The sequence below is a fragment of the Geodermatophilus sp. SYSU D00814 genome (assembly GCF_054050055.1).
On sequence record NZ_JBJGYP010000016.1, the window covers coordinates 85,534 to 112,207 of the forward strand.

General features: G+C 75.6%; 28 protein-coding genes and 1 pseudogene. 9 read left to right on the forward strand and 20 right to left on the reverse strand.

From position 1 onward, the window contains the following. Window positions 1-33 precede the first annotated feature (33 nt). The gene (locus tag ACI780_RS14230) at window positions 34-1,629 is read right to left on the reverse strand and encodes a sensor histidine kinase (protein WP_457003648.1); all 1,596 of its coding nucleotides are present in this window, start codon (window positions 1,627-1,629) and stop codon (window positions 34-36) included. 139 nt (window positions 1,630-1,768) lie between these two features. On the opposite strand from ACI780_RS14230, the gene ACI780_RS14235 reads away from it, so the two are divergent. The 3 genes from ACI780_RS14235 (at window position 1,769) to ACI780_RS14245 (ending at window position 4,280) form a co-directional block, all read left to right on the forward strand. Further along, window positions 1,769-2,950 carry a sensor histidine kinase gene (locus ACI780_RS14235; protein ID WP_457003650.1) on the forward strand — a complete coding sequence of 394 codons (1,182 nt, stop codon included), beginning with the start codon at window positions 1,769-1,771 and terminating at the stop codon, window positions 2,948-2,950. Beyond that, complete coding sequence (locus tag ACI780_RS14240) at window positions 2,947-3,609, forward strand: response regulator (RefSeq protein WP_457003652.1); 663 nt, start codon at window positions 2,947-2,949, stop codon at window positions 3,607-3,609. The genes ACI780_RS14235 and ACI780_RS14240 overlap by 4 nt, the downstream gene beginning before the upstream one ends. A gap of 176 nt (window positions 3,610-3,785) precedes the next feature. Continuing rightward, window positions 3,786-4,280, forward strand: a complete 495-nt coding sequence (locus tag ACI780_RS14245; RefSeq protein ID WP_457003654.1) for an FBP domain-containing protein — start codon at window positions 3,786-3,788, stop codon at window positions 4,278-4,280. Window positions 4,281-4,289: 9 nt separating this feature from the next. On the opposite strand, the gene ACI780_RS14250 is transcribed toward ACI780_RS14245, so the two are convergent. Next, entirely contained in the window at window positions 4,290-4,856 is a 567-nt protein-coding gene (locus tag ACI780_RS14250) for an NAD-dependent epimerase/dehydratase family protein (RefSeq protein ID WP_457003656.1), read from the reverse strand. Window positions 4,857-4,953: 97 nt separating this feature from the next. Here ACI780_RS14250 and ACI780_RS14255 point away from each other — a divergent pair, with 97 nt between their 5' ends. After that, window positions 4,954-5,379 (forward strand): hypothetical protein, encoded by a 426-nt coding sequence (locus ACI780_RS14255; RefSeq protein ID WP_457003658.1) that lies wholly within the window; start codon window positions 4,954-4,956, stop codon window positions 5,377-5,379. On the opposite strand, the gene ACI780_RS14260 is transcribed toward ACI780_RS14255, so the two are convergent. The 15 genes and pseudogenes from ACI780_RS14260 to ACI780_RS14330 form a co-directional block, all read right to left on the reverse strand. After that, window positions 5,364-5,654, reverse strand: a complete 291-nt coding sequence (locus ACI780_RS14260; RefSeq protein WP_456870565.1) for a DUF1540 domain-containing protein — start codon at window positions 5,652-5,654, stop codon at window positions 5,364-5,366. The genes ACI780_RS14255 and ACI780_RS14260 overlap by 16 nt on opposite strands. A gap of 480 nt (window positions 5,655-6,134) precedes the next feature. Then, window positions 6,135-7,190 carry an NAD(P)-dependent alcohol dehydrogenase gene (locus ACI780_RS14265; protein WP_457003660.1) on the reverse strand — a complete coding sequence of 352 codons (1,056 nt, stop codon included), beginning with the start codon at window positions 7,188-7,190 and terminating at the stop codon, window positions 6,135-6,137. Between the two features lie 315 nt (window positions 7,191-7,505). Beyond that, window positions 7,506-7,976: a hypothetical protein gene (locus tag ACI780_RS14270; RefSeq protein WP_457003662.1), complete on the reverse strand. Its 471-nt coding sequence runs from the start codon at window positions 7,974-7,976 to the stop codon at window positions 7,506-7,508. 243 nt (window positions 7,977-8,219) lie between these two features. After that, complete coding sequence (locus ACI780_RS14275; protein ID WP_457003664.1) at window positions 8,220-9,041, reverse strand: DUF4386 domain-containing protein; 822 nt, start codon at window positions 9,039-9,041, stop codon at window positions 8,220-8,222. A 104-nt stretch (window positions 9,042-9,145) separates the two neighbouring features. Then, window positions 9,146-9,916 (reverse strand): DUF4389 domain-containing protein, encoded by a 771-nt coding sequence (locus ACI780_RS14280; protein ID WP_457003666.1) that lies wholly within the window; start codon window positions 9,914-9,916, stop codon window positions 9,146-9,148. Between the two features lie 79 nt (window positions 9,917-9,995). Next, window positions 9,996-10,409: a four-helix bundle copper-binding protein gene (locus ACI780_RS14285; protein ID WP_456870570.1), complete on the reverse strand. Its 414-nt coding sequence runs from the start codon at window positions 10,407-10,409 to the stop codon at window positions 9,996-9,998. Between the two features lie 14 nt (window positions 10,410-10,423). Then, window positions 10,424-11,557, reverse strand: a complete 1,134-nt coding sequence (locus tag ACI780_RS14290) for a flavin-containing monooxygenase (protein ID WP_457003669.1) — start codon at window positions 11,555-11,557, stop codon at window positions 10,424-10,426. A 156-nt stretch (window positions 11,558-11,713) separates the two neighbouring features. Beyond that, window positions 11,714-12,088, reverse strand: coding sequence for a hypothetical protein (locus ACI780_RS14295; protein ID WP_457003671.1), 375 nt, complete (start codon window positions 12,086-12,088; stop codon window positions 11,714-11,716). A gap of 103 nt (window positions 12,089-12,191) precedes the next feature. Continuing rightward, window positions 12,192-12,872, reverse strand: a complete 681-nt coding sequence (locus tag ACI780_RS14300; RefSeq protein ID WP_456870573.1) for a response regulator — start codon at window positions 12,870-12,872, stop codon at window positions 12,192-12,194. Between the two features lie 31 nt (window positions 12,873-12,903). Further along, window positions 12,904-14,661: a GAF domain-containing protein gene (locus tag ACI780_RS14305; protein WP_456870635.1), complete on the reverse strand. Its 1,758-nt coding sequence runs from the start codon at window positions 14,659-14,661 to the stop codon at window positions 12,904-12,906. 39 nt (window positions 14,662-14,700) lie between these two features. Then, window positions 14,701-15,027, reverse strand: a pseudogene (locus tag ACI780_RS14310) (PAS domain-containing protein); the annotation flags it as partial. 79 nt (window positions 15,028-15,106) lie between these two features. After that, window positions 15,107-15,877 carry an HD domain-containing protein gene (locus tag ACI780_RS14315; RefSeq protein ID WP_457003673.1) on the reverse strand — a complete coding sequence of 257 codons (771 nt, stop codon included), beginning with the start codon at window positions 15,875-15,877 and terminating at the stop codon, window positions 15,107-15,109. Between the two features lie 118 nt (window positions 15,878-15,995). Beyond that, complete coding sequence (locus ACI780_RS14320; protein WP_457003675.1) at window positions 15,996-17,741, reverse strand: FAD-dependent oxidoreductase; 1,746 nt, start codon at window positions 17,739-17,741, stop codon at window positions 15,996-15,998. Next, on the reverse strand, window positions 17,738-19,063 hold the full coding sequence (locus ACI780_RS14325) for an MFS transporter (RefSeq protein ID WP_457003677.1): 1,326 nt from the start codon (window positions 19,061-19,063) through the stop codon (window positions 17,738-17,740). The genes ACI780_RS14320 and ACI780_RS14325 overlap by 4 nt, the downstream gene beginning before the upstream one ends. A gap of 508 nt (window positions 19,064-19,571) precedes the next feature. After that, complete coding sequence (locus ACI780_RS14330) at window positions 19,572-20,507, reverse strand: alpha/beta fold hydrolase (RefSeq protein ID WP_457003679.1); 936 nt, start codon at window positions 20,505-20,507, stop codon at window positions 19,572-19,574. Between the two features lie 273 nt (window positions 20,508-20,780). Between ACI780_RS14330 and ACI780_RS14335 the strand changes: the two genes are divergently transcribed. From ACI780_RS14335 to ACI780_RS14350, 4 genes are all read left to right on the forward strand, one after another. Further along, window positions 20,781-21,395, forward strand: a complete 615-nt coding sequence (locus ACI780_RS14335; RefSeq protein ID WP_456870578.1) for a TMEM175 family protein — start codon at window positions 20,781-20,783, stop codon at window positions 21,393-21,395. Window positions 21,396-21,770: 375 nt separating this feature from the next. Further along, window positions 21,771-21,863, forward strand: coding sequence for an LPXTG cell wall anchor domain-containing protein (locus ACI780_RS14340; RefSeq protein ID WP_456870579.1), 93 nt, complete (start codon window positions 21,771-21,773; stop codon window positions 21,861-21,863). Window positions 21,864-22,101: 238 nt separating this feature from the next. Beyond that, window positions 22,102-22,686, forward strand: coding sequence for an HhH-GPD-type base excision DNA repair protein (locus tag ACI780_RS14345; RefSeq protein WP_457003682.1), 585 nt, complete (start codon window positions 22,102-22,104; stop codon window positions 22,684-22,686). Window positions 22,687-22,864: 178 nt separating this feature from the next. Continuing rightward, window positions 22,865-23,224, forward strand: a complete 360-nt coding sequence (locus tag ACI780_RS14350) for a DUF3099 domain-containing protein (protein ID WP_456872202.1) — start codon at window positions 22,865-22,867, stop codon at window positions 23,222-23,224. A 7-nt stretch (window positions 23,225-23,231) separates the two neighbouring features. Here ACI780_RS14350 and ACI780_RS14355 read toward each other — a convergent pair whose 3' ends face one another. Next, a complete protein-coding gene (locus ACI780_RS14355; RefSeq protein ID WP_456872227.1) occupies window positions 23,232-24,116 on the reverse strand; it encodes a carbohydrate kinase family protein in 885 nt (294 codons plus the stop codon). Next, a complete protein-coding gene (locus tag ACI780_RS14360) occupies window positions 24,113-25,054 on the reverse strand; it encodes a pseudouridine-5'-phosphate glycosidase (RefSeq protein ID WP_457003684.1) in 942 nt (313 codons plus the stop codon). Before ACI780_RS14360 ends, ACI780_RS14355 begins: the two co-directional genes overlap by 4 nt. A gap of 92 nt (window positions 25,055-25,146) precedes the next feature. Here ACI780_RS14360 and ACI780_RS14365 point away from each other — a divergent pair, with 92 nt between their 5' ends. After that, window positions 25,147-25,374: a DUF3039 domain-containing protein gene (locus ACI780_RS14365; protein ID WP_456872204.1), complete on the forward strand. Its 228-nt coding sequence runs from the start codon at window positions 25,147-25,149 to the stop codon at window positions 25,372-25,374. Window positions 25,375-25,463: 89 nt separating this feature from the next. Here ACI780_RS14365 and ACI780_RS14370 read toward each other — a convergent pair whose 3' ends face one another. Further along, window positions 25,464-26,561 (reverse strand): YihY/virulence factor BrkB family protein, encoded by a 1,098-nt coding sequence (locus tag ACI780_RS14370; RefSeq protein ID WP_457003686.1) that lies wholly within the window; start codon window positions 26,559-26,561, stop codon window positions 25,464-25,466. Between the last annotated feature and the right edge of the window lie 113 nt (window positions 26,562-26,674).

A 26,674-nucleotide genomic window follows, 5' to 3' on the forward strand; every position in this document is an offset into this window, starting at 1 on the left:
CCGGTCCCGCTGAGGCGGTCCTGCTGAGGTGGGTCAGCCCGGGAGGGGCACGCGGACGACGAGCCGCGTGCCCCGCCCGGGCGCGCTGTCCACGTGCAGCCACCCGCCGCACAGCAGCGCCCGCTCCCGCATCGTCCGCTGCCCGTGCCCGCCGCCGCGCGGCGCCGCCGGGTGGAAGCCCCGGCCGTCGTCGGCGACGGTGAGCACGAGCTCCGAGCCCCGCACCTCCAGCGCCAGCTCGGCGCTGCCGGCCCGGGCGTGCTTGACGCAGTTGTGCAGCGCCTCGGCGGCGATGCGCACCAGGTGCTCGGTGGGCCCGGCGCCCACCGCCGGCAGGTCCGCGGCCACCCGCAGGCGCACGGGCAGGCCGTCGCGGGCGGTGCAGGTGCGGGCCAGGTCGCCCAGCGCGCCGGCGAGGTCCGGGGACCCCCCGCGGATACCGGTGACGGTGGCCCGCAGCTCGGCGACCGCCTGGCGGGACAGCTCCTCCAGGTCCCGGGCCGCCGCCGCGACGAGCTCTGCGTCCCCGGCCGCCAGGCCGCGCCGCACGGCCTGGGCACGGGCGTGCAGGGAGAACAGCGAGGCGCTCAGCGAGTCGTGCAGGTCCCGGCCCAGGCGCCGGCGTTCCAGCTCGGCGGCCTGGGCGCGCAGCTGCTCGTCGGCCAGCGCGACCGAGGCGTGGGCGCCCAGCGCCGACCACGACGTCAGCTCCGACTTGGTCGGGGCGGTCACCGACGCCGGCATGAGCAGCAGCAGGCACCCCACGGTGCGCCCGCCGCGGTGCAGCGGCAGGGCGGCCGCGCCCTGCCAGCACAGCCCGGCCAGGTGCTCGGCCAGCCGGGGCGACGAGCGCTCCAGCCGCTGCCGCCCGTCGGAGAGCAGCAGCAGGCGGCCGGCGGTCAGCAGCTCCCCGCCCGGGAGGTCGCCCGTCCTCGGGCCGGCCTCGGCGACGGCGTCGGCGGTCCCCGGCGGGAGGCCGGCCGACGCGCGCAGCAGCAGCCGGCCCTCGTCGGACTCGTCGGCCTCGGCGAGCAGCAGGCAGCCCAGGGCGCGTGAGCGGTCGACGGCCTCCCGGGCCAGGCTGGCCAGCACCTCCTCGACCGGGGCGCCCTCGGCGATGCCGGCCGCGGCCGCGCCGGGCACGACGGCGTCGGCGTCGGACGGGCCCAGCCCGAAGGTCGGGTGGAACACCGCCGGGGCCAGCTCCCGGTCGCCGACGCGCAGCACCGAGCCCGACCAGGTGATCCCGACCTCGGTCCCGTCCGGCCGGACGACGGTGTTGGCGTAGAAACCGGTGTCACCCGCCCGCTGGTCGTGCTCGAGCTCCAGCAGCGCGGCCCGCTCGTGCTCGGCGAAGGACTGCAGGTAGTCCTGACCGGCCAGCTCGGCGAACGGTCGGCCGATCACCGCGGCACCCGCCGGGTTCAGGTACACCCAGCTGTGGTCCTCCCCGGTGATGCAGACGCCGTAGTTCGCGGACTCGAGGAGGTCCACGAGCGCGTCGAGTCCCAGCGCGCGGAGCACGGCCCCGCCGTCGGTGCGGTCGGGAGCCGGCGACCCGGTCCGGGGCGCGGGGATGGCCGCCGCCGGCTGCTGCTGCTCGGGCGCGGCGGCGCCCCGGTGGTCCACGACCGCACAGGATAGCCAGCGGAACAGCACCGGACGGAAACCTCGACACGGCCGGCCTCCTCCTCGGGGACGAGGCCGGCGGGGGATCCGGTCCGCACGGAGGAGGCGCCGGCGCGCGGTCGCCGCCTAGCGTGGCCGCGTGCAGCCTCCCGGTGTCCGCCCCGGCACCCCGCGCTGGCACTGGGGCGCTCGGGAGGACGTCGTCCTCGGCGCGCTGGTCGCCCTGTTCGCGACCCTGGCGCTGTGGTCGGCCCCGACGTTCGTCGACTACGACTTCCGGGAGCCCGACGCCCTCAGCGTCGGGCTGGCCGTGCTCTCCGGCGCGGCGGTGGCCGTCCGCACCCGCTGGCCGCTGGCGGCCCTGGCGGTGGCCTCGGTCGCCTCCCTGCTGCCCGTACAGCAGGGCTACGCGCAGGGCGTGGCCACCCTCGCCCCGCTGCTGGTCACCTACACGGTCGCCGCCGGCCGCCCGCTGCGGCAGAGCGCCGTCGCCACCGCGGGTGCGGGCCTGCTGGCCGCCGTCGTGCTGGTCACCGGCCCCTTCGAGGCCTCGCTGGCGGACTGGTTCGGCAACGGGCTGCTGCTGGGCACCGGCTTCGGCGTGGGCCGCTCGGTGCGGCTGCGGCGGGAGCACACCGCCGGCCTGGAGGAGCGCAACCGCGCCCTGCTGGAGGCCCGCGAGGCCCGCAGCCGGGCCGGAGAGGTCGACGAGCGGGCCGCCGTCGCCCGCGAGATGCAGGACCTGGTCACCCACGGCCTGACGGCGCTGACCGTGCAGACCGCCGCCGCCCGGCGCCTGCTGCGCAGCGACCCGGACACCGCCGAGGACCTGCTGCGCACGGTGGAGCGGACGGGGCAGGACGCGATCGCCGACATGCGGCGCATCCTCGGCGTGCTGCGCCCGAGCGACGACGCCGCCGACCTGCGGCCGCAGCCGGGCCTGGCCGACATCGACGACCTGGTGGCCTCGGCCCGGGCCGCCGGCCTGCCGGTGGAGCTGGTGTCCGTCGGCACCGCGGCCGAGGTCGAGCCCGGCGTCGCCCTGACCGCCTACCGCCTCGTGCAGGAGGCGCTGCGCAACTGCCAGCAGCACGCCGGCCGGGCCGCGGCGACGGTCGTGCTGCACTGGCGCCCCGGGAGCCTGTCGCTGGCCGTGGAGGACGACGGCCGCGGCGCGCGGGACGGGGAGTCCGAGGGCCGGGGGCTGCGCTCGCTGGCCGAGCGCGTCGCGGCCTACGGCGGGCGGCTGTGCGCCGGACCGCGCGGCGGGGGCGGGTTCACCGTCACCGCCACCCTGCCGACGTCGAGGAGTGCCGCGTGACCATCCGGGTGCTGCTGGTCGACGACCAGCCGCTGCTGCGCACCGGCTTCCGGCTCATCCTGCAGTCCGAGCCGGACGTCGAGGTCGTCGGCGAGGCCGGCGACGGCGAGGTCGCGCTGTCCCAGGTGCGGGCGCTGCGCCCCGACGTCGTGCTCATGGACATCCGCATGCCCCGCATGGACGGCGTCGAGGCGACCCGGCGGCTGGCCGAGCTGCCCGACCCGCCCCGCGTGCTGGTGCTGACCACCTACGACCTCGACGAGTACGTCGTCGACTCCCTGCGGGCCGGCGCCTCGGGCTTCCTGCTCAAAGACGTGCCCGCGGAGGACCTCGTCGACGCCGTGCGCGTCGTCCACCGGGGCGAGGCCGTCGTCGCGCCGCGCGTCACCCGCCGCCTGCTCGACCGCTTCGCCCGGCTGCTGCCGGCCGCCGGGCAGGACCCGCCGTCCCTGGACGGGCTCACCGAGCGCGAGCACCAGGTCCTGCTGCTGGTGGCCAGGGGCATGTCCAACGCCGAGATCGCCGCGGAGCTCGTGCTGAGCGAGACCACCGTCAAGACCCACGTCAGCAACGTGCTCATGAAGCTCGGCCTGCGCGACCGCGTGCAGGCCGTGGTGCTGGCCTACGAGCGGGGGATCGTCCGGCCCTCCACCTCCTGAGCCGCCCGCGCGCAGGAGGCCGCGCCGCGCCGTCCTCCGCGGGGAGGAGGGGAGGACGGCACGCGCGGAGGACGACCGGCGCAGCGGGGCGCCGCACCCTGGGGGAGACCCGACCGGGCCCGCCGCACCGCCCCGCGGGGGCCGGCCCGCGCACGACCCACGTCCGGAGGACCACCGTGGACCCCCTCACCGAGCCCCAGATCCGGCGCTCGTTCGTCAACTGCTCACGCGGCGAGGCCGCGGCGGCCGCGCTGCCGGCCGGCCTGTCCGACCTGCCGTGGGCGGACCTGGACTTCCTGGGCTGGCGGGACGCCCGGGCCCCGCTGCGCGGCTACGCCGTCCTGTGGCGGGAGGGCCGCCCGCTCGGCATCGCCCTGCGCGCCGCCGACACGGCGATGTCCGCCCGCACGTCGGCGATGTGCCTGCTCTGCCAGACCACGCAGACCGGCGCGGACGTCTCGCTGTTCACCGCCCGCCGCGTCGGGGAGGCCGGCCGCAACGGCAACACGGTCGGCCAGTACGTCTGCGCCGACCTCGGCTGCTCCTCCCGCGTCCGGACCGAGATCCCGCCGTGGCTGCGCGAGCGCGACCCCGAGGAGGTCGTCCCCGAGCGGGTCGCCGAGCTGCGCCGGCGGCTGGACACCTTCGTCGGCCACGTGCTGCGCCCCTGACCGCCCGTCTCAGGCCGCGCCGAAGACCGCTCGGAAGCCCTCCCGCCAGCTCGGGTGGCGCGGCTGCATGCCGAGCTCGCGGCGGGCCCGCGCATTGGACGCGCCGCGCAGCTGGGTGCCGTAGTACACCGCCTGCGGGCCGATCTCCCGCTCGGCGACGTCGGCGGGCACGACCGACGGCTCCGGGCCACCGAGCAGCCGGGCGAGGTGGGGCACCCACTCGCGCATCGGCGCCGGGTCGTCGTCGACCACGTCGTAGACCCCCGGCCCCCCGCGCTCGACGGCGGTGACGGTGACGGCGGCGGCGTCGTCGACGTGGACGAACGGGTAGCGGCCCTCGGCGCGCAGCCGGTTGGTGTCGACCAGCCAGGAGCCGTAGTCCCGCGCCGGGGTGGCGAGCGCGGTGAGCTGGTGGACGACGACGTCCGGGCGGGCGGCGGTGACGGCGGCGCGCAGCGCCCCGGCCCGCTCGGGCGAGCGGGTGGTCGCGGTGACCTGGTGGCCGGCGGCGAGCAGCAGCGGCAGCACCGGGCGGCCGACGGCGCCGGTGCCACCGGCGAGGAGGACCCGTGCCATGCCGACTCCTCGCGGGCGCCCGCGGGTGACCGGGCGGGCGCTGGACGCCTCCGCGGAGAGCAGGTTAGGCTTGCCTATCCCGATTCGTGGAGGCTCGATGGGACTGCGGCTGCCGCTCGGTCAGATGACCGTGCTCATGGGCTCCGAGAACGCCCGGCGACAGGTCATGACCGCTCTCGACGAGAGCACCGGCCGCTGCGCCTCCGGGCACGGCTCCGTCCCGGTCCAGCGGCTGTCGCCGACGCCGGGCGAGGGCGTCGGCCCGCGGCTGGCCGCGGTGGAGGAGGCCCGTCGCGGCGACGCCTCGATCGTGCTGGTCGACCGGCTCACCGACGGGCTGTCGTCGACCGACCGGCGCGCGGTGCTCAGCGCCGTTCGTTCGGTCGCCGCCCCCGGGCGCGCCGTCCTCGTGGACGACGCCGACCCGGTGGCCGCGCTGTCGTTCGCCGACGGGGCGTTGCGCTCCGCCGGGGGAGCGCTGTCCCTCGAGCCGGTGGGCGGGTTCGACTACCTGGCCTCGTAGGTCAGGCAGTCCGCGGCGTCGGCACCCGGGCCGACGCGGACGCCCGGCGCGGTGCACTCGAGCTGCTGGTTGTGTCGGCAGTCGGAGCGGTGGCAGGCGCCCACCATGCCGGTGCGGTCGAGGCCGCCCCGGAAGGAGATCTCGACGAAGGTGCCGCAGTGGGCGTGGTCGCCGCTGACGGTGATGGCCCCGGCGTGACAGCTGGATCCCGCGTTGTAGGAACAGCTGGCCACGGAGCAGTCCTGGACCTGGGGGAGTTCCTGCATCGTCGTCATGGACCTCAGGGTGACAGCCCCCGGCGGACCCCGCCAGCAAACTGAGGCTGTCCTGACCTGGGGGTTCAGGAACTGTCCCGGGGCGGCCCGCATGGGTCCCGGACCGGTCCGGTCAGCTGCCCAGGTACCGGGAGACCGCGACCTCGACCTCGACCTCCTCGAGCTCGTCCCGGTGGAGGGAGAAGGCGGGCTCACCGTCGACGAACCGCACGTCGGTGCACGCCGGACACCGATCGGCGGCGGCCCCGCTCCGGACCCCGGAGGACTGCACCAGCCCCACCGTCCGCACGGCCTGCGTCGGGGATCCGGGTCGCCAGCCCGGGTCCCGGGCACCCCAGGGACGACCGCGGCGCAGCCGGTCGACGGCGGAGGCGTCGACGCAGTGGGAAGCACGCGGTGGATCCACCCGGCGGAGCACCAGGACTCCCCGCGCCCTCGTCAGCACCGGGCCGATCCGCGGCCGGGCGCTCCAGTCGGGCGTCAGGACCCGTCCGGGTCGTGGACCGCCACGACGATCTTGCCGCGGGTGTGGCCGTCCAGCAGGTACCGGATGGCCGCGGGGAGCTCGTCGAGCGGGTAGGCCCGGTCCACGGCCGGGGTGAGGGTGCCGGCGTCGATCATCTCCCGCAGGGTGTGGAGGTCCCGCGCGTTCTCCTTGTTGATGAACGTGCCCAGCTGCTGGCGGACGAACACCGACAGCAGCCGGGCCCGGATCTGCCGGTCGGTCCCGCCCAGCCACCGTCCGCCGTTCTCCCCACCGACGATGACCAGCCGTCCCCGGGAGGCAAGGACTCGGCGCAGCCGGGAGAGTCGCCGGTTGCCGCCGATGTCGAGGACGACGTCGTAGCGGCGGCGCCCGTCGGTGATGTCCTCGCGGGTGTAGTCGAGGACGTGGTCGGCGCCGAGGGCGCGTACCTCGTCGACCTTCCCGGTGCTGCTCACGCCGGTGACCTCGGCACCTGCGGACTTGGCGAGTTGCACCGCGAAGCTGCCCACGCCGCCCGACGCCCCGATGACGAGGACCTGCTCGCCGGGTTGGACGCGGCCGTGGTCGCGGACGGCCTGCAGCGCGGTCAGCCCGGAGATGGGCACGGTGGCCGCCTGGGCGGAGGAGAGTGTCGCCGGCTTGGCGGCCAGCTTGCCGACCGGGGCGCGGGCGTACTCGGCGAAGGTGGCGTAGCCGATGCCGAAGACCTCGTCGCCCGGGGCGAAGTCGTCCACGCCGGCTCCGACGGCCTGGACCGTGCCGGCCAGCGCCCGGCCCGGGTTGGTGTACTTCGGCCGGCGCAGCCCGAAGCCGGCGAGGCGGATCGGATAGGGCAGGCCGGCCATCACGTGCCAGGTGCCGCGGTCGACGCTGGCGGCGTGCACCCGGACGAGGACCTCGCCGTCGGCGACCGAGGGAACCGCGAGGCGGGCGATCCGCAGGACGTCTTCGGGGGCCGGCCCGTAGCGGTCCTGGACGATCGCGGTCATCGTGGCGCCGGCGTTGTCGCCGGAGGGCCGCGGGGCCCTGCTGAGTTGCTGGTCGGTCATGGCGACACTCCGTCCTGGTCGTTGGCGTCAGGCCGTGGGGAGAGCCGTGCCCGCCCGCACCCGGCCGCCGGGACGGAGGCCCATCGCTGGGGCTGGTCGGTCATCCGGGTCGACAGCACGGCGAGCACCGCCCAGCCGGTGCACGTGGGAGCCGGCGACGATCCGGCGGGTGGGTCCGGTGTGCACCCCGTGGCCCACGGCGGGAGGGCCGTCGGGAGACGGGGGACGGCGGGCGGGACGTGCGGTGGTCGTCATGGCGGTCCTGTTCCTTCCGTGGTGCGGTGCTGCGGCGCCGTCGTGGCCGGGGCGTGCGGGTCACCAGCCGATCCGGATGTCGGCGATGAGGGCGACGGCGATGAGGGCGGCCGCGACGAAGTCGACGGTGGCGCAGAACGGTGGCCACCAGCGGGTGTTCGCGACGAAGCCGGTGCGGTGCTGCCCGAGGTCCTTGAGGCCGTGGGCGGCCAGACCGGCCACGAGCAGCCAGGCCGATCCGGTCACCCCTGCCGCCGCGACGACGACGAAGGAAGCCGTCACGGCCGTCTCGACGACCAGGACGTGCCGATGCCCGTCGGCGACGGCGAAGCCGATGTAGACCGCGGCGATCAGCACGAGCCCCAGCGCGTAGACGGTCGCCGCGTCGAGCCAGGGAAGGCCCAGTGGGGATGCGGCCTGCAGGCCGCCCCAGACGACGCCCCAGGCCACCGGTGTACGCAGCCCGCGGCCGTGGACGGCGGGGCCGGCTCCCGGCCCCTGCACGTCCGAGGCGCGAGCGGACGCGGTCATCGCCGTCCGCCGCCGGTCCTGTCGGCGAGGGGACGCTCGACCGTGCCGCCGCCGGGGGCGTCGGTCCACGGATCGTGGGCGGTGGACCCGGTCACCCGGACGGCGTGGTCCCCGGCGCTGATCATGGTGCGGGTCTCCCCTCGTCGAGCGAGCAGGGGTGGAGGCCGGTGTGGTCGCCGGTCCCGGGACACCAGGAGCCGGGAGCGCGAGACGGCCACCGCGGCGTCGGGTGGCTCATCGCCGTTATCCGGTCACGGCACCTCGCTCAGCGAGGGGCTCCTCGCCGGTCCGCGGGGGAGGGATCGGGGAGGGATCGTCGAGGTCGGCGGTCGGCGCGGACCGCAGCGCGGTGACCGCGGCGGGCCGGAAGCCCCGGACGGTCAGGTACACGCCGAGGGAGAACTCCCAGACCGCGATCGGCAGCGCGGCGAGGACGGCGATCGGCGCCGCGCGGTCGTACACGCCGAAGAAGACCGCGACGTCGGACGCCATCAGCAGCGGCGCGCCGACCAGTCCGAGGACGGGCAGGACCCGCGGCACCAGCCGGGCGCGGTACAGCACGTAGCCCAGGCACAGCGCGTTGAACACCGGCATCAGGCTCTGCGAGAGCAGGAACGTCCAGTCGTAGACCGCGCTCAGGGCGTGGCCGGTCGTGACCAGCGCGGCCGGGTCGGCGCCGGCCGTGCCGGCGACGTCGGCGCGCAGGGTGAGCAGCGTCAGCACGCTGACGACGCCGACGACGATCAGCGCGCCCTCCACGACCCGGGAGGCCACGAAGCCGACGGCGGCCGCCTCGCTGACCCGCCGCGCCACCGGGAACAGCACCACGGCGGTGCCGATGCCGGCGAGGGCGACGACGACCTCGGTGAAGGCCGCCAGGAGCACCCCGGTGTCGCTGCCGGCGCCCAGGACGAAGCCGGCCTCTCCCCGCACGTCCTGGTACAGCGCGAGGGTGGGCACGGACACGAACGTGACGAGGTAGAGGACGCCGGCGGCCAGGGAGGTCCGCCGCATCGCGTCCGTCGCGGGTGCCGCCGACGGCGGGATGGAGACAGGGGCGCTCATGCCGCAGCCCTCCGGTGTCGTGGTTCTCCTGGGGTGGGCGGCGGCCGCCGGTCGCCCGGTGGCCGCCGCCGGAGGCGGCGGCGCTCGGCGCCACCCGCAGGGTGCTAGGCGCGGATGCCGGCGGTGGGACCGGTCGCACCCGGGGTGGCCGCGGCCGGGGGGGCCGGGGTTCCGCCGGGTGCGGCCGGGGCTCCGGCCGGTGACGGCGGCGGGGGCGGCGCCGCGGGGACGGAGCCGGGATCCGGTCCGCCCAGGTCGAGGCGGAAGGGCGGGTACCGGTCGGTCATCAGCCCGACGTACGCCGCCACCCGCACCGCCCACCGGTCCATGCCGAGGACGAAGTCGTACAGCGGCCGCGGATAGCGACCGGTCAACAGCAGCACGACCGCGGCGATGAACACGAGCAGGCCGACCAGGCCGCCGCCGGCGCTCCAGTCGTCCCAGGCATCGTCCGTTCCGCCGCGGGTGGTCAACCACAGCCCGCCCCCGACGAAGACCGCCAGCACCAGGTAGTGCGGGACGGCGAGCAGCCACTTCACGAAGACCAGGCCCCGCGAGAGCCGTTGCGGGTAGGCGACGTCCAGGTGGGCGGGGTAGTCGGGCACGCCGGCGAGGGTGAACGGCGGATAGCGGTCGGTGCCGTTGGCTCCGTAGCCGTAGTAGTGCACTCGCCAGCTCCAGCGCATCACGCCGAGGTTGAAGTCGAACAGGCCACGCGGGTAGCGCGCGGTGATCAGGATGGCGAAGAAGGCGATCACGCTGACGACCGAGAAGGCCAACCACAGGAAGGCCAGCACGACGTAGTGCGGGATGAGCAGCAACCACTTGACCAGCCACAGCCCCCGGGAGGCGTCGGAGCCCTCGGACGCGTCCACGCGGACCGGGTACGGCGTTCGGTTCTCTGTCACGGCTCGTTCCTCTCTCAGCAGGTCCGGAACGAAGGCGTCGTCCGCGTCAGCCCAGCGCGGCGATGAGGTCGCGGCAGGCCTGCTCGCAGCGGCGGCACGCCTCGGCGCAGATGCGGCAGTGGTCGTGCATGGACGCGTGCCGCGAGCACTCGTCGCCGCAGGCGCGGCAGGCGGTCGCGCAGGCCGCGAGCACGGCGCGGGTCAGGTTGGCGTCGTAGCCGGTGTGACGGGACAGCACCCGGCCGGTGGTCCCGCAGACGTCGGCGCAGTCGGTGCAGGTGCGGATGCACGTGGTCAGCTCCGCCACCATGTCCTCGCTGAGGCAGGCGTCGGCGCACGCGGTACACGCCTCGGCGCACTCGAGACACGCGTCGATGCAGACCCGCATCCGTTCCCGGTCGACCCCGCCGAGGTCCTTCGGGTAGGTGTCGAGCATCCGGGCGGTGATGGTCGCGGTCATGGCGTCTCTCCTTCTCAGGGGTGGGGCTGACGGCTCCGGGCGTCCGCCGGCGCCGCGCGTCGGCTGGTGCCGGAGTGGCGGATGTGCTCGGCGAGGTGGGCGGCGTCCTCCTGCACGAAGCCGAGCAGCGCGGAGCCGCGGGTGTGCTGCCAGGGCAGGCCCAGGACGTACAGCCCCGGGACGTCGGTGACGCCGCGCCGGTGGACGATCCGTCCGTCGTGGAACACCCCCGGCACCTGGATCCAGGTGTGATCGCTGCGGTAGCCGGTCGCCCAGACGACGACGTCGACGTCGAGGGCGCTGCCGTCGGCGAACCGCACGGTGCGCCCGTCGGCGCCGGTCAGCCGGGGCCGGAACCGGACCCCGGCCTGCTGCAGCCGGTCGCGGTCGGTGCCGATGACGAACTCACCGCGCGCCTGCATCCGCCGGCCGAGCCGGGAGCCGGTGGTCACCCGCATCGCGCCGAGGCGGGTGAGCCACCAGAACAGGTCCCGGCCCAGGACCCGCTGGGGCAGCATCGGCAGGCTGGCGCCCACCGCGACGTCCACCGGGCGCACGGCGACGAGCTCCTCGGCGATCTGCAGGCCGGAGTTGCCGCCGCCCACCACCAGCACCGCTCCATCCGGCAGCTGCGCCGGACGGTGGTAGTCCGCACTGTGGAGCTGGGTCACCGCGGCGTCCAGCCCTGCCGCCAGCGGAGGCACGGCGGGCACCTGGAACGGCCCGGTGGCGACCACGACCTGGCGGGCCCCCCACACCGCGTCGGCGGTCCGCAGCTCGAACCCCTCGGCGGTCCGGTCCAGGCGGAGGACGCGGCTGTCCGTGCGGACCGGGAGGCCGAAGGCGGCCGCGTAGGCCTGCAGGTAGTCGGCGACCGCGTCCTTGCCCGGGTAGGTGTCGGCCGGCGCGGGGAAGGCCATACCGGGCAGGGAGTCGAACCGTGCCGAGGTGAACAGGCGCAGCGAGTCCCACCGGTCGCGCCAGGACCGGCCCACCTCGTCGGCGCCCTCCAGGACGACGAACCGCAGACCCTGCCGGGCCAGGTGCCAGGCCATCGCCAGTCCGGCCTGGCCTCCGCCGACGACGATCACGTCCATCAGCTGGTCGGGGGAGGGGTCGTACCGGGGCCCGCCGGTCGGTCGTGTCATGCCGGCCCTCCGGAGGGCGAGTGGCCGCAGGCGGTCCTCGTGACCTGGGGTCCGCTCTGGTGTCCAGCAGCAGTCTGGAGCTGCGACCGTGGCCGGTCATCGGCGTGATGACCGGACCGGAGGGGGATCTTTGACGTAGTCCCGTGGACCCGTCCCTCACGCCGGGGGAGGGGATGACGGCTGTCCGGCCACCGCCCGGACCGCCTGGGCGAGCCGGTCGGGGAAGTCGACGTCCTCGTCCAGACAGGCCCGGGCACCGGCGGCCAGGACGTCGGGACACCGTGCCGACCCGCTGGACACGGCGATCACCGCGCGCCCCCGACGGGCGAGTTCCTCGACGACCTGCAGGTCCCGCGGGGCCTCGCGCGGGTCCAGCTCCAGGACCACCACGTCGGGGCCGACCCGGGCGTCCAGCTCCGGCAACGTGCGCAGCGCGTCGGTCGCGCCGACGATGTGGCCTCCACCCAGCTCCAGCAGCCTGGACAGGGCCCGCCGGACGCGGACGTCCCGAGCGGCGATCAGCACCCTCACACTGCCCCCTGGACCGGAGTGCCTGCCACGAGCCCACCACGCGCCAGGGCAGGCGACATCGGCGCAATGTCCTGCCAAGGCCGGGAGGAATGTCGGAGGCGGACTACGGGGACGCGGGTGCCAGGCCGTGCTGGATCGCGTACAGCGCCGCCTGCGTGCGCGACCGCAGCCCCAGCTTGTCCAGGATGTTGCTGACGTGGGTGCGGGCAGTGCGCTCGCTGATGGACAGCCGGCGGGCGATCTCCCGGTTCGACAGCCCCGTGGCGAGCAGGACGAGAACCTCGTGCTCGCGGGCGGTGAGGGTGTCGAGTGCCGTCCGGCCGGGTGCGCTGACGGCGCGGGCGAGCTGGCGGGCGACCGCCGGTCCCAGCGGCATCTCACCGCGGTGGGCCTGGCGGATGGCGTCGACGACCTGGTCGGCCTCGGCGTCCTTGAGCAGGTAGCCCGAGGCACCGGCCTCCAGGGCGCTGCGGATCCGGTCGACCTCGCTGTAGCTGGTCATGGCCACGACGGCGACCCCGTCGTACCGCTGGGTGAGCAGCCGCGTGGCGGTGACCCCGTCCGTGCCGGGCATCAGCAGGTCCATCAGCACCACGTGCGGAGCTCCTCCGCCGGCGACCAGTGCGGCCACCAGATCGAGGGCCGCGCGTCCGTCGGCGGCCTCGCCGACGATCTCCACGTCCTCGACGAGTTCGAGGTAGCCGCGCAGCCCCCGCCGCACCACCGCGTGGTCGTCGACGAGGCAGACCCGGATGGGGTCGCCGCACCCTGCAGGTCCGGTCATGGCCGTCCCTCCGCCGGTGGCGTCCCGGCCGTCACGGCCATCCGGGTCCCTCGGGGGACAGGGGGACCGTGGCGGAGATCCGTGTGCCCCGTCCGGGACGCGAGTCCACCAGGAGGGAGCCACCGAGCTGCTCCATGCGCTGCGCCATCGTGTGCAGGCCGAGATGGCCGGGCTGGGAGGAGGACGCGTCGAAGCCCACGCCGTCGTCGGTCACCTCCACCAGCAGCTCGTGCCCGCTGTGCCGGCAACGCAGCCGCACGACGGCACGGCGGGCCGCGGAGTGCTTGGCGACGTTGGCGAGGGCCTCCTGCACCAGCCGGTAGACCTGCTCCTCGACATCGCCCGGCAGGGGGATGGGCCTCGTCGGTAGGCGGACCTCGACGGTGATCTCGGTGCGCGCGCTGATCCCCTCCGCCTGCTTGCGGATGGCGGCGGTGAGACCCTCCTCCCGCAGCGCCTCCGGGCGCAGCTCGAAGATCAGCGCCCGCATCTCCGCGAGCGCCCCCTGCGTCAGTTGCCGCAGGTTGGCCAACCGCTCCCCGAGTGGCCCGTCGGCGGCCAGGCCGGCGCGCTCCAGCAGCAGCTGGGCACCCCGGGTCTCCAACGTCATGGAGAACAGCGCCTGGGACACCGAGTCGTGCAGTTCACGGGCGAGGCGGTGCCGGGCCTCGAGGGCGAGTCGCTGCTGCGCCTCGTCGAACAGGCGGACGTTCTCGATCGCGACACCGGCCTGCGCGGCGAGGGTGACCACCGCGCGCTCGTCGTCGTCGGTGAACTCCGACTCCCCGCGCTTCTCCGTGAGGTAGAGGTTGCCGTAGACCCGGCCGCGCACGGTGATCGGCACCCCCAGGAACGAGGTCATCGGCGGGTGGTGTGGCGGGAAGCCCACCGAGCGCGGGCCGTCCTGGATGCGGCCCAGCCGCATCGGGTGGGCGTCGGAGGTCAGGGCGCCGAGGATGCCCCGGCCGATGGGCAGGGGGCCGATGGCGGCACGCTGCTGCGCGGGGATGCCGTGGGTGATGAAGTCCTCGAGGCGACCGTCGGGTCCGAGCACCCCCACGGCGCCGTACCGGGCGTCGGCCACCTCGCAGGCGAGTTCGACGATCTTGGTCAGCACCGCGGGCAGGGACAACTCGGAGGCCAGCGCCAGCCCGGCGGCGATCAGGGCCTCGTCCCGGCGGGAGGACGCGGCGGTGTCGGCGACCAGCCGGGCGTTGTCCACGGCGGTGGCGGCCTGGTCGGCGACGGCGGCGAGGAAGCGGAGCTCGTCCCCGTCCGGAGGAGGGCCCGGCCAGAAGGTCTTGACGGCACCGACCGGATGGCCGCGGGCGATCATCGGGAAGGAGGCGATGCTGCGCCACGGCAGGTCGTCGTCCAGGTCCTCCAGCGTCCGGAGGACCGGTTCGTCGCGGGTCCGGTCCACCACTATTGTGCGGCGGCTGCGCCAGGCCGACACCGCGGGCAGGACGCCGATGCCGGACGCCAGCGCCCGCTGGAACCGTTCGGCGTAGTCCGGCGGCAGGCCCGCGGTCCCGGCGACCCGCAGACGGGTCGGCTCACCGTCGAAGACGATGGCGGCAGCACCGCTCATCCCGGTGGACTCCACCAGGCAGGCGGCGACGGTGTCGAGCGTGGCCTCCAGCGACTCGGCCGTCGCCACCCGGGCGGCGACGTGGCCGAGCGTGGCCCGCTCGCGTACGGCACGCCGTTCCGCGGTGGCGTCCCGGAACACGCGCACCACGAGGCGTCGCCCCTGGACGTCGACCGGGGTGTCGCAGGAGTCGACCACGCGTCGTCCGTCGCCGGGGTGGGATGGCCCTGTGGGGAGCGGCGGCGCCGTCCGTCCCACCAGCGGGTCGTGCCCTGCGCCGGCCAGAGCGCGACCCGCCGGGTTGACGTGCAGGACCCGTAGATCGCGGGTGAGCAGGGCGACGCCGAACGGCAGGAGGTCGACCGTCCTGATCAGGTCGTCGAGTCCGAGCCCGCTCGCTCCAGCACCGTTCCTGGCAGCGGCGCGGGCGTCAGGAGCACGCACCACGGCCACCACCACCCCACGGTCGGCTGGGCCGACCGTACTCGCGCACGCCACGCCCGAGCGGTCCTCCGAGCGGCGGGACACGAGGACGAGGTGTCCTCCAGCCGGCACCGGCACCACCTCGACGAGCGGGTGCCGTCCGGGTCGGTGAGTGCTCCGGCGCCCCCCCCGGGGAGCGGTGGACCGGGGCCACGGCGGGTCAGCCGCGGAAGGGCGCGAGCCTGATCGCGAGGTCGAGGGCCCCGTACCTGCGCAGGAACGCCACCCGCCCCCGGGGCACGCGGGCCGCTTCGACGCGCAGCGCCGCGGCGAACTCGTCCTCGAACCCGAGCCGGGGATGCCGTTCCACCACTCCGGAGCGGAGGTCCGGCGGCAGCCGCCAGGCACGCACCCCGACGACGTCCACGCCGGCGCCGGCGGCCAGCAGGTGGGCCACCGGGCCGTGCGCGAGCGGGACGTCCGGGCCGAGGTGCAGCGTGATCGCGGTGCACAGCGTCTCGGTGGCGGCCGGGGACAGCCCCGCCTCCTCGGCGACGTCGCGGGCGATGCGGGCGCTGCTCCGGGTGAAGTCGACGCGCTCGACGCTGGTGGGCAGTCCGGTGTCGTGGAGCAGGGCGGCGGCGAACAGCAGCCCGGTGTCCACGGTGAGCCCCTCCAGCGCGCCCAGCACGGCACCGAAGGCGAAGGTCCGGAAGGAGTGGTTGAGCAGCGCCGGGCTGAGCCTTCGGCGCGCCTCGGACACGGCGGCCCGCGTGAGCGCCGAGTCCGGTGGGACCAGCACGGAGAGAGCCACCGGGGCGGCCCGCCGTCCGGGGTCGAGACGGATCAGCATCGACAGGCGACCGGCCGCGTTGACGGCGTGGGTCCGGACGAGGGGACCCAGCAGCGAGCGGCGCTCGGCGCGGGTGAGTTGCCCACCGGTGCGCTCGACCCAGCTCAGGGTCCCCAGATCCGTGGCGGTGGTGTTCACGGGCGTCTCCCGGTGTCGGGCGGGCACAGGTCGCCTCCGGTCGAGCGGCTCGTCGCACACGGGGCGCTCCTGGGTGCCGACGAGCCGTGGGTCGTCCCGGCGCGACCTGGAGGGGGCCTCAGACCGGGGCCCGGTCCCGCGCGTGCTCCGGGCCGGCGGCCAGGTGGGCCAGGTAGCGGTGGATCGATCCGACGGTCACGGAACCCTCGCCGACGGCGCCGGCGACCCGCTTGACCGAGCCGTAGCGGACGTCGCCGGCGGCGAAGACGCCGGGGCGGCTCGTCTCGAACGGGTAGGGGTCGCGGGCCAGCGGCCAGTCGGCGGAGGGGACGTCGCGGCCGGTGAGGACGAAGCCGTGCTCGTCGAGGCGGAGGACGGGGGCCAGCCAGTCGGTGCGCGGTTCGGCGCCGATCAGGACGAAGACGGCCGCCGCGTCCACGTCCTCCGTCCTCCGCGTCCGCCGGTCCTGCAGGGTCAGGCCCGCCAGCCGGGCGTCCCCGCGGCCCCCGACCACCTGGGTGTGCAGCCGTACCTCGACGTTGCGCGTGACCTCGACCTGCCGGACCAGGTAGTCCGACATCCCGGCGGCCAGGGACCCGCCGCGCACCACGAGGGTGACCCGGGCCGCGTACCGGGCGAGGTGCAGGGCGGCCTGCCCGGCGGAGTTCGCCCCACCGACGACGTAGACCTCCTCGCCTGCGACCGCCGGCGCCATCACCCCGGCCGCTCCGTAGAAGACACCGGCGCCGGTGAGCCGGTCCAGGTCGGGGACTCCGAGCCGGCGGTAGCGGACCCCGGCGGCGAGGATCACGGCCCGGGCCGCCACGGAACCGCCGTCGGAGAAGCCGAGCACGTGCCGGCCGCCGTCGGTGGTCAAGGCACACACCTGGTGGGTGAAGACGAACTCGGCGCCGAGCAGCGTGGCCTGCTGCCAGGCACGGTGGGCCAGTTCGCCACCGCTGATGCCGCCGGGGAAGCCGAGGTAGTTGCGGATCATGGAACTGGTGCCGGCCTGTCCGCCGATGGCCCGCTCCTCGAGCAGCAGGGTGCCCAGCCCCTCGGACGCGCCGTAGACGGCGGCGGCCAGGCCGGCCGGCCCGGCCCCGAGGACCACCAGGTCGTAGTCGTCGGCGGCGGGCCGGACCCGGATGCCGTGGGAGAGGGCGAGCTCGACCATCGACGGCTGGTACAGCACGGACCCGTCGTGGCGGATCACCGCGGGCAGCCGCCCGACGTCGAGCCCGAGGTCGCGGATGAGCCGGCGACCGGCCTCGCTGTCCTGCGGGTGGAACGTGTGCGGTATGCCGTTGACCGTCAGGCCGTCCCGGAGGTCGTGGCAGCGCGGGTCCCACTGCTCACCCACGACCCGGTAGACCAGGTGGCCCGGGCGGTACGCCCTCGACCAGGCGCTGAGGGCCTCCTGCACCCGGGGGTAGAGCCACTCCTCGGGGTCGACCCAGCCCTTCACCATCCAGGCGTCCATCTGTCCGAGCGCGCTCGCTCGCTGCAGGGCGGGCAGTTCACCGAACGGGATCCGGGTGTGGTTCTCGTCCATGTCGAACAGCAGCAGGCGGGCAGCACCGCGGTGGAGGTCCGTGGCCTGTTGCAGGAGGGCGACGCCGTCGCCGTCGGGGAGGTGCAGGTCCGCAGCGACGAGGGCGACCGGGTCTCCGGCCTCCGACAGGCGACGGAGGGCGGCTCGTGCGGCCCTGGCCGAGCTGGCGGTGAGCACCCGGTAGTCCCGGGCGAACCGGTGCTCCAGCGCTCCCGCCGTGATCGCGAGGTCCTGTGCATCCCCGCCGACGACGAGGAGAACCGGCTGTCGTGATCCGAGGGGCGGGGTCCCCTCGTCGGGGCCGGTCACGACACCCGCTCGCTCCGGTCGGCCGCCGACTGGTCTGCGACCAGGGCGGGCGCAGCCGGAGTGCGATCGTCGTCGAGGCGGCGGAGGGCGGGGTTCAGCAGCATGCCGAGGGTGACGGCCAGGTAGAGGACGCCGAGGCCGACGATGGTGGGCACGAGGCCCGCCCCCTCGACGACGAAGCCGACGACGGCGATGACGAACGGGGCCGCTGCCGACGACAGGGACTGCAGCGCGCCGAAGACACGGCCGTAGAGCTCCGCCGGGGTGACGGTCTGCACCACCGTGAACAGCAGCGGCACGATCGGGCCGGCGACCACGCCACCGAGCAGGACGAGCACGATCATGAGCCCGAGGGGTGGGGTCAGCGCCAGGCCGCCGTACAGGAGCAACGCTCCACCGGCACCCCCGAGCAACATGGTCAGCCGCCGGGGCATGCGGTGCCCGATCACGCCGAAGAGCGCGGCACCGATCAGGGAGCCGGCCCCGATCGCGGAGGTGAGCGCGCCGAGGCTGGTGGGGCTGTCCCAGACGTCGCGGGCGTAGACGGGCAGGACGACGGTGACCAGGGACGCGTCCAGCGCGTTGGCGACCGAGACGACGAGGACGATCGACACCAGCAGGCTGTTGCGCCGGACGAACCGCAACCCGACGAGGAGCTCGGCCCAGTAGTGCCGGCCCGCCTGGACCGGCGCCGCCCCACCCTCCTCGTGACTGCCGGGACGGACCAGAGCCGCCACGAGCAGGGCGGAGACGACGAACGCCACCGCCTGGACGTAGAGCACGTTCGCGGGACCGACGATCGCGATCAGCACTCCGCCGACGATCGGGCCGACCAGCATCGCCCCGCGGGTGATCGCCCGGTCCACGGCGTTGGCCCGCTCGATCGTCAGCGCCGCGCGGCGCGCCAGGCCGGGCATGATCGAGTAGCGGGCGGTGTCGCCAGGGGCCTGCATCCCGGCGATGAGGAAGCCGAGGACGAGGATCTGCCAGAACTGCAGGGCGCCGGCCGCGTGCAGCAGTGGGATGGCCGCCACCCCGACCGCGGCGCCCACGTCGGTGATCACGCTGGACCGCTTGAACCCGAGCCGGTCGATCACCGGACCGCTGAACACCGCCGCCAGGACCCCGCCGAGGGTGATGGCCGTGGCCACCAGCCCGGTCCTGGCCGCACTGCCGGTGGTCTCCAGGATGAACCAGGGGATGGCCACGTTGGTCATCTGCCCGCCGAGCGTGGAGATCCCGTTGGCGCTCCACATGGCGAGGATCCCGGTCCGGTCGGCCCGGCCCACTCCCTGTGCGGTCGTGTCGCGCGTCGGCGTCATGTCCAGCCCTCCGCCCCTGGTGCGGTCGGTGCGGCACCGGGTCCGGGTCTCAGGCCCGATCCCGCGCGGCCCTCGTGCGGTTGCCCGCGAACGGGGTTGGCATCATGCCGACGCCGGAGGGTCGGCACCAGACCGTCCAGAACGCGGCGCACCGATGGCTCCGTTCGCTCACCCTGTGCCACGGACCGAGCACCGGAGCCCGGGCCCCGCGCAGGTGCGGCACGCTGCCGGGTGCCGTGGACCGCTCTCGCTCCCGCACGCGCTGTCGCGTCGACGGACCGGGAGGTGCCCGGCCGTCGCCGCACAGGGTCGGGTCGAGCGAGGTCTACGGGCGGTGGGGAGGTCGACCGCAGCCGCCCGCCCGGTGCGGTCGAGGGCGCCGGAGCGCAGAGCCACCCCGGCACCAGCCCGCCGAGAGAGACGATGATGTGTACAGCGCGCAGGTCACCGGTCTGCAGGGGCCTCAGCTCGCAGGTCCGTCGGTGACAGCCTCCGGTGCGCGGGGACCTCAGCGGGGTCCCCGGCGCTCGCTGCGCGACGTGGCGCTCCGGCGGGTCACCTGGTCGTAGAAGTCGTCCAGCAGCGGGAGGAACCGGTCCGGTGCCTGCAGCCAGGGCAGGTGCCCGCAGCCGTCGAGGACCTGGTGCCGCGCTCCGGGCAGCCGGCGGCGGACCGCGTCGGTGCTCGGCCCGTAGACGTCGTCGGCCCCGTAGACGACGAGGACGGGGACGTCCGTGACGGTGCCGAGGTCGTCGAGCACCCCGGCCGGTGTACGGGTGATCGACCGGACGGTGCCGCGGGCGGGAGCGTTGTGCGCGCCGCGCAGCCACGAGCGGTCGGCGGGAGGCGCGGCCGCCGGATCGGGGGAGTAGTTGGCCCAGACACGGGCGAGCACACGGCGGCCGGCCGCGTCGCCCGGGCGCCCGGGGAGGCGGGCGGCCAGCGACCACACACCGAGGGCGGCGAACCCGGCGGGGCCGCTCCTCCGGCGGTTGTGGGCCACCACCTCGCGCTGCATGCGCGTCCAGTCGGCGCCGACGCCGGCGGAGGAGTTGGCGAGGACGAGGCTCCGCAGCCGTTGCGGGTGCCGGCGGGCGTACAGCTGTGCGAGCAGACCGCCCCAGGAGTGGCCGAGCAGGTGCACCCGGTCGGCTCCCAGCGCCCCGCGGACGGCCTCGACGTCGGCGACGTGGTCGTCGAGGCGGTAGCGCCCGTCGGTGGTCGAGGCGCCGACACCGCGCTGGTCGAAGGTGACGGCGCGGAAGCGGGGTGCCAGGTGCCGCGCGACCGGCTCGAGGTAGTCCGGGCAGCCGGGTCCGCCGTGGAGCAGCAGGACGACGTCGCCCGACGACCCGAACCGCCGGGCGGCCAGCACGACCTCGCCGGAGTGCACCGGCAGGGAGGCGACCGGCAGGGGAGAGCGGGGGTCGCTCGACGTGGCCATGCCCGACCTCCGTGGGGCTCGCGGTACCCCCGACGGTGGCCGGTCCGGGCTGCGGCCAGGAGGGACCGAGGACCCGGGGGACACGGCCGAACGGCTCGACGTCGGGGACCGCGTCCGGTCCGTCCCCGCGGGACCCCGTCGCGGGGCAGCATGGTCGCCCGGTCGCGCGGCCGGGTCAGCGCCGGAGGACCGACCCGAGGAGCGAGGATGACACGCACGCACCGCCCCCGTCCGCCCGCACCCGGCACCGCGCCTCCGGGCGGGTCCCCGCTCGTGGAGTCCCCTCTGGGCTTCGAGCGGCTCGTCTTCTTCAGCGACGCCGTCTACGCCATCGTCATCACCCTGCTCGTGCTGCCGCTCACGGCCGAGATCGAGCTGCCGGAGAACGAGGAGGGGCTGTTCCGCCAGGTGCTCGACCTGTGGCCGACCGTCCTGACCTTCGCCGTCAGCTTCCTGGTGATCGGCCAGTTCTGGATCGCCCACCACCGCACCTTCGGCCACGTCCGCCGTTCCGACCACGGCCTCCTGTGGTTCAACCTGGTGGCTCTCATGACCGTGGCCTTCATGCCGTTCCCGGCGGCGCTGCTGGGCTCCCACTCCACCGCCGACGACGCGTTCCCCGTCGTCTTCTACGCCGCCAGCCTGACCCTCGCGAGCGCGGCCCTGACCGCGACGTGGCTGTACGCCGCCCGCCGAGGACTCCTCGACCCCCGCCTGGACGACCGGTCGACCGCCGTCATCACCCGCCGGGCCTTCGCGACGACCGCGGTGTTCGCCGCCTCGGTGGGTGCGGCGTTCGTCGGTCTCGTGCCGGCCGTCTGCTGCTGGCTCGTGGTCCTCCCCGTCGTCCGGGTGCTCGTCGGGCGGGAGCAGCACGTCCCCTCCTGACCGGCGACGGCCCGGGGCACCACCGCCGCCGCAGGAGCCCGAGGTCGTCGCGGCCCCCGTGCGGCACACTCCCGTCGGCCGACCCTCCGCATCGCCCAGGACGACGCTGCCGACGACCTGCTCGGCCGCTATCCGCTCCCGCTCGTCCGGGGCATGGCGTCCGACCAGCACGTGCGTCGACGACGCAGTGGCGACGACCGCTGGGACGTCGAGCCGGAGGCGTCCCAGGACCGGATGCGCTCTGGTCGCGGCGAGCAGCGCGGTGCTCGTCCTCGTGGGGTGACGCCGCGCGCGGAGATCCGGCGCAGGCTGACGGTGACGGGCGGGGCGCGTCACGGGGCGCCGTCGTGCTCACACGCGCGAGAGGAGCGACCGATGAACGGCTGGCTCATGTGGGGCCTGGTTCTTCCGCTGCTGCTGGTCGTGGCCGGGATCATCACCATCCGACGCCGCAACCACCGGCCCTGACCCGGACCTCCCGCCGCTCCTCGTGCCCCCGGTGGCTGGTCGTCGGGAACGTCGGCGGACACGTCGACCGGGATCCGCGACAGGGCTGCTCGACCCACCGGCGGACCTGCGAGCTCCCCTCAGCGCCGGTCCCGTCGGTGCACGTCCTCACGCTGCGGTGCGTGGCGGTCCACCCACACACGTCGGTACCGCTCACCAGCACCTCGACCGGGCTGTCGATGAGGAAAGATCGGCGAGCGTGCCGACCCTCCGCATCGCCCAGGACGACGCCGCCGACGAGCTGCTCTCGCGTGACCCGCTCGCGCTGCTTCTCGGCATGCTGTTCGACCAGCAGTTCCCCATGGAGCGCGCCTTCGCCGGGCCGCGGCTGCTCGCCGACCGGATGGGGGTGGACACCCTGTCCGCGGCCGCGATCGCCGACGCCGACCCCGAGCACCTGACGCGGCTCTTCCAGGGGCCGCCGGCGGTGCACCGCTACCCCGGCTCGATGGCCGCCCGCACCCAGGCGGTCTGCCGGCTGCTGGTGGAACGCCACGACGGCCGAGCCGAGGCACTGTGGGGCGACGCCCCCGATGGCGCGACCCTGCTGCGCCGCATCGGTGAGCTGCCCGGGTTCGGTGCGCAGAAGGCGAAGATCCTCGTCGCGCTTCTCGGCAAGCAGTACGGCGTGACGCCGCCCGGGTGGCGTGAGGCCGCCGGGCCCTACGGCGAGGAGGGGTCGCGGCGATCGGTCGCCGACGTCACCGGGCCCGGGTCGCTGGCCGAGGTCCGGGCCGCCAAGCAGGAGGCGAAGCAGGCCGCGAAGGCCGCGGCGAGCCGCTGAGCAGTGCGGGAACCGGCACCCGATCGTCCGCGCAGCCGCCTGCACGGGTCCTGCCGCGGTGGCACCATGGAGGGCGGACCGGGGGAAGTCGGGAGCCCGCCACCGGATGACGGGCAACCGGCCTGCACAGGCGACACCGTGCCGTCTCTGCCCCGATCCGTGAGAGGGATGGGTGCAGGTGGCCTCGAGCCAGCAGTCCGGGCGACCCCGCAGGGCCGAGCCGGTGCTGATCACCCAGGCCGAGCCGAGCCTGGTCGAGCAGCACGCCGCCCGGAAGAAGCGCTACGTGATCACCATGGCCGTGCGCGCCGTCAGCCTGGTGCTGGCCGCGGCCTTCTACCAGATCCTCTGGCTGGCGATCCTCTTCGCGGTGCTCGGCACGGTCCTGCCCTGGATCGCCGTCGTCATGGCCAACGACCGGCCGCCGAAGAAGAAGCTCGACGCGCACCGCTACGTGCCGCCGCGGCCCGACCGCATCCTCGAGGCCCCCGCGCGCGAGCGCCGCGTCATCGAGGGCGGCCGGGTCATCGACGGCTGACCCCGCCTCACCGCGCCCCGGGCCGCCCCACGACGCCGGCGGCCCGCGCCAGCCCGGCGTCGAGCGCCGCGGCCGGGTCCCCGCCGTCCCCGGCCAGCCAGACCGACAGCAGGCCCGCGGTGAACGCGTCGCCGGCGCCGGTGGTGTCCACGACGTCGGCCGGGTGCGCCGGCCGGTGCACCAGCGTGCCGGCGGAGGCCCACAGCGCGCCGTCGGCACCGAGGGTCACCGCGACGGCGGGGTGCCGGCGGGCCAGCGCGCGGGCGGCGTCGGCGACGTCGGCGCAGCCGGTGAGCAGCCGCGCCTCGTCGGCGTTGGGCAGCAGCAGGTCCGCGCCGGCGGTGTCGGCGAGCCACCGCTCCACGCCGGAGGCGGCCAGCGGTCCGGTCGAGGCCGGGTCCACCGAGACGGTGCACCCCGCCGCCCGGGCCGCGGCCAGCGCTGCCAGCCCGGCCGCCCGCGGCCGCTCGTCGAGCAGCGTGTAGCCCGACAGGTGCAGGTGGCCGCCGGGCGCGGGGACCGGGACGTCGTCGGCGCGCAGCTCGAGGTTGGCGCCTCGGTCGGCCAGCATGCTGCGCTGCCCGCCGGGCTCGACCAGGCTGACGATGGTGCCGCTGGCCGCGCCGGGCACCGTGCGCACCGCGAGCCCGACCCCGGCGGCGGTCAGCTCCGCCACCAGGACGGCGCCGGCGGGGTCGCCGCCCACGCAGCCGGCCAGCACCACGGGCACCCCGAGCGCGGCCAGGTGCACGGCCACGTTCGCGCCGGCCCCGCCGCCGCGGCTGCGGATGACCGCCGCCCGGTCCGAGCCGGGCGCCGGCGGCCCGGAGAGCACCGCGACGACGTCGGTGGCGAGGTCCCCGACGACGACGGCCGGGCGCCCGGTGCTCAGCGGGGTGTCCCGGCCAGCGCGGCGGCGATCCGCCCGGCCAGCTCGGCGTTGCGCAGCACCAGCCGCACGTTGACCGCCAGGGTCGCGCCCCCGCTGGCGCGGTGCAGGTGGTCCAGGACGAACGGGGTCACCGCCTTGCCGCGCACCCCGGCCGACTCCGCCGCGGCCAGGGCGTCGGCGATGACGCGGTCGTGCAGCTGCGGGTCGAGCTGCTCGTCGGCCGGCAGGGGGTTGGCGACGACGACCGCGCCCGGCGTCAGGTCGCGCCGCGCGGCGAGCACCGCGGCGGCCTGCTCGGCGCTGTCGACCGACCAGTCGAGGGCCGAGCCGGAGTCGGCCACGTAGAAGCCCGGGAAGCGGGTCGTGCGGTAGCCGACGACGGTGATCGACAGGCTCTCCATCCGCTCGAGCGTCGCCGGGACGTCGAGGATGGACTTGACGCCCGCGCAGACCACCGCCAGCGACGTCCGCGACAGCGCGGTGAGGTCGGCGGACTCGTCGAAGGTCTCCGCCGACTGGCGGTGCACCCCGCCGAGCCCGCCGGTGGCGAACACGCCGATCCCGGCGGCCGCGGCCAGCAGCGCGGTGCTCGACACGGTGGTGGCACCCGACAGCCCCAGCGCCGCGGCCACCGGCAGGTCGCGGACCCCGAGCTTGGCCAGGTCCGGGTCGGCGCACACCCGGTCGACCTGCGCGGCGGTCAGACCGACGTGCGGGACGCCGTCGAGGACGGCGATCGTCGCCGGTACCGCACCGCCGGCGCGGACGGCGGCCTCCACCTCGTCGGCGGCGGCCCGGTTGTCCGGCCGGGGGAGGCCGTGGGCGAGCAGCGTGCTCTCCAGGGCCACGACGGGGGCGCCGGCGTCGAGCGCCTCGGCGACCTCGGGGGAGAGGACGAGGTCGGCGGGGGCGGCGGCATGACGGGCTTCGGCGCTCACCCTGCCATCATGGTGGGCAGGCGGTCGGCGCCCGGCCGCACCCTCGTGGCCGGCCGCCCGGCCGGAACCCGTCGCCCAGCCTGGGAGCAGCCGTGAGCAGCACCGACATCCTCGAGAAGCCCGACGTCCGCGAGGGCGACACCGGCAACGCGAACGAGGTCTTCCACTACGTGCGGAAGAACAAGATCGCCGAGAGCGCGGTCATGGGGACGCTGGTCGAGGCGCTCTGCGGGGAGGTCTTCCCGGTGACCAAGTCCCCGAAGCCCGGCAGCCCCGTGTGCCCCGCCTGCAAGGAGATCTACGAGTCGCTCAAGAAGTGAAAGGACCCCTCTGCCCCCCACCGCTCGCACGCTCGCGGCGGGACCCTGCAGAGGGGCCGTTCCAGCACGTCACCAGCCGTTCCAGGACGTCATCGGAGGCCGAGGCGCTTGGCCTCGGCCGCCAGCTCGGCCGCCCGCCGGCGCTGCGCCCGGCGGGTGTGCCGGCGCAGCGGTGCCGGCCAGCGCTCCTGCACGGCGGCGTTGAGCTCGGCGCCCAGCAGCACCGACATGCCGAAGAAGAACAGGAACAGCAGCGCCGCGATCGGGGTGGCCAGCGCGCCGTAGGGCAGCGCGGCCACCAGGATGTCGGAGACGTAGAGCCGCAGCACCGTCGAGGCCACCACGAAGAACCCGACGGCCAGCAGCGTGCCCGGCAGGTGCCGCCGCCAGGGCAGCCGCCGGGGCAGGACCACGTGGTAGAAGCTCGTCAGCGCCAGCACCAGGCCCACGACCACCAGCGGCCAGTAGACGGCGTTGACCAGCATGCTCCCGGTCTGCTGCCAGTCCTGCGGCAGCAGCCCCACCAGCACGCCCCGGCCGAGCACCAGCAGCGGCAGCATGAGCACCGCCAGCACCAGGCCGACGACGAACAGCCACAGCGCCATGAGGCGCGTGGCGATCGGCCCGCGCACGTCGCGCTGGTCGTAGGCGATCACGATCGTGTTCATGAACGTCGCCGTCGCCGAGGACCCCGCCCACAGCGTGAGCAGGAAGCCGAGGCTGACGACGTCGAGCCGGCCGGAGGTCAGGATGTCGCTGAGCGTGGGCCGCACCAGCGTGTCGACGACGTCGGCGGTGAGCGCCTGGCTGGAGGCGTCGACCAGCGTGTCCTCGATGGTCTGCACCGAGGCCGCACCGATCCAGTCCCCGAGGTAGCCCAGCGACCCCAGCAGCGCGATCAGCAGCGGCGGCACCGAGAGGATCTGCCAGAACGCCGCCTCACCGGACAGGCCCAGGATCTGGTCCTGCCACGCCTTGGCCACGGTGCGGCCGAGCACCTGCAGCGGCACCCGGACCACCGCCGGCCAGTGGTCGAGCCGGCCCGGGTGCGGTGCCTCGGCGCGGGTGGCTCCCGAGGCCGTGGCGCCGTCGGGACCGGGCGGGGGCGGGTCCGGCACGGCGACGGGGCGGCCGTCACCGGCCGGCCCGCCGGTGCGGGGCGGCCCGCCGGCCCGCACGGTGCTCACCCGGCCAGTGTGCACGCCCGGACGCGCCGCCCGCTCCCGTCCGGGAGCGGGCGGCGCGGCGATCCCCCGGTCGGAGGAGCGACCGCGCCGCGGGCCGCGGGTCCGGGACGTGG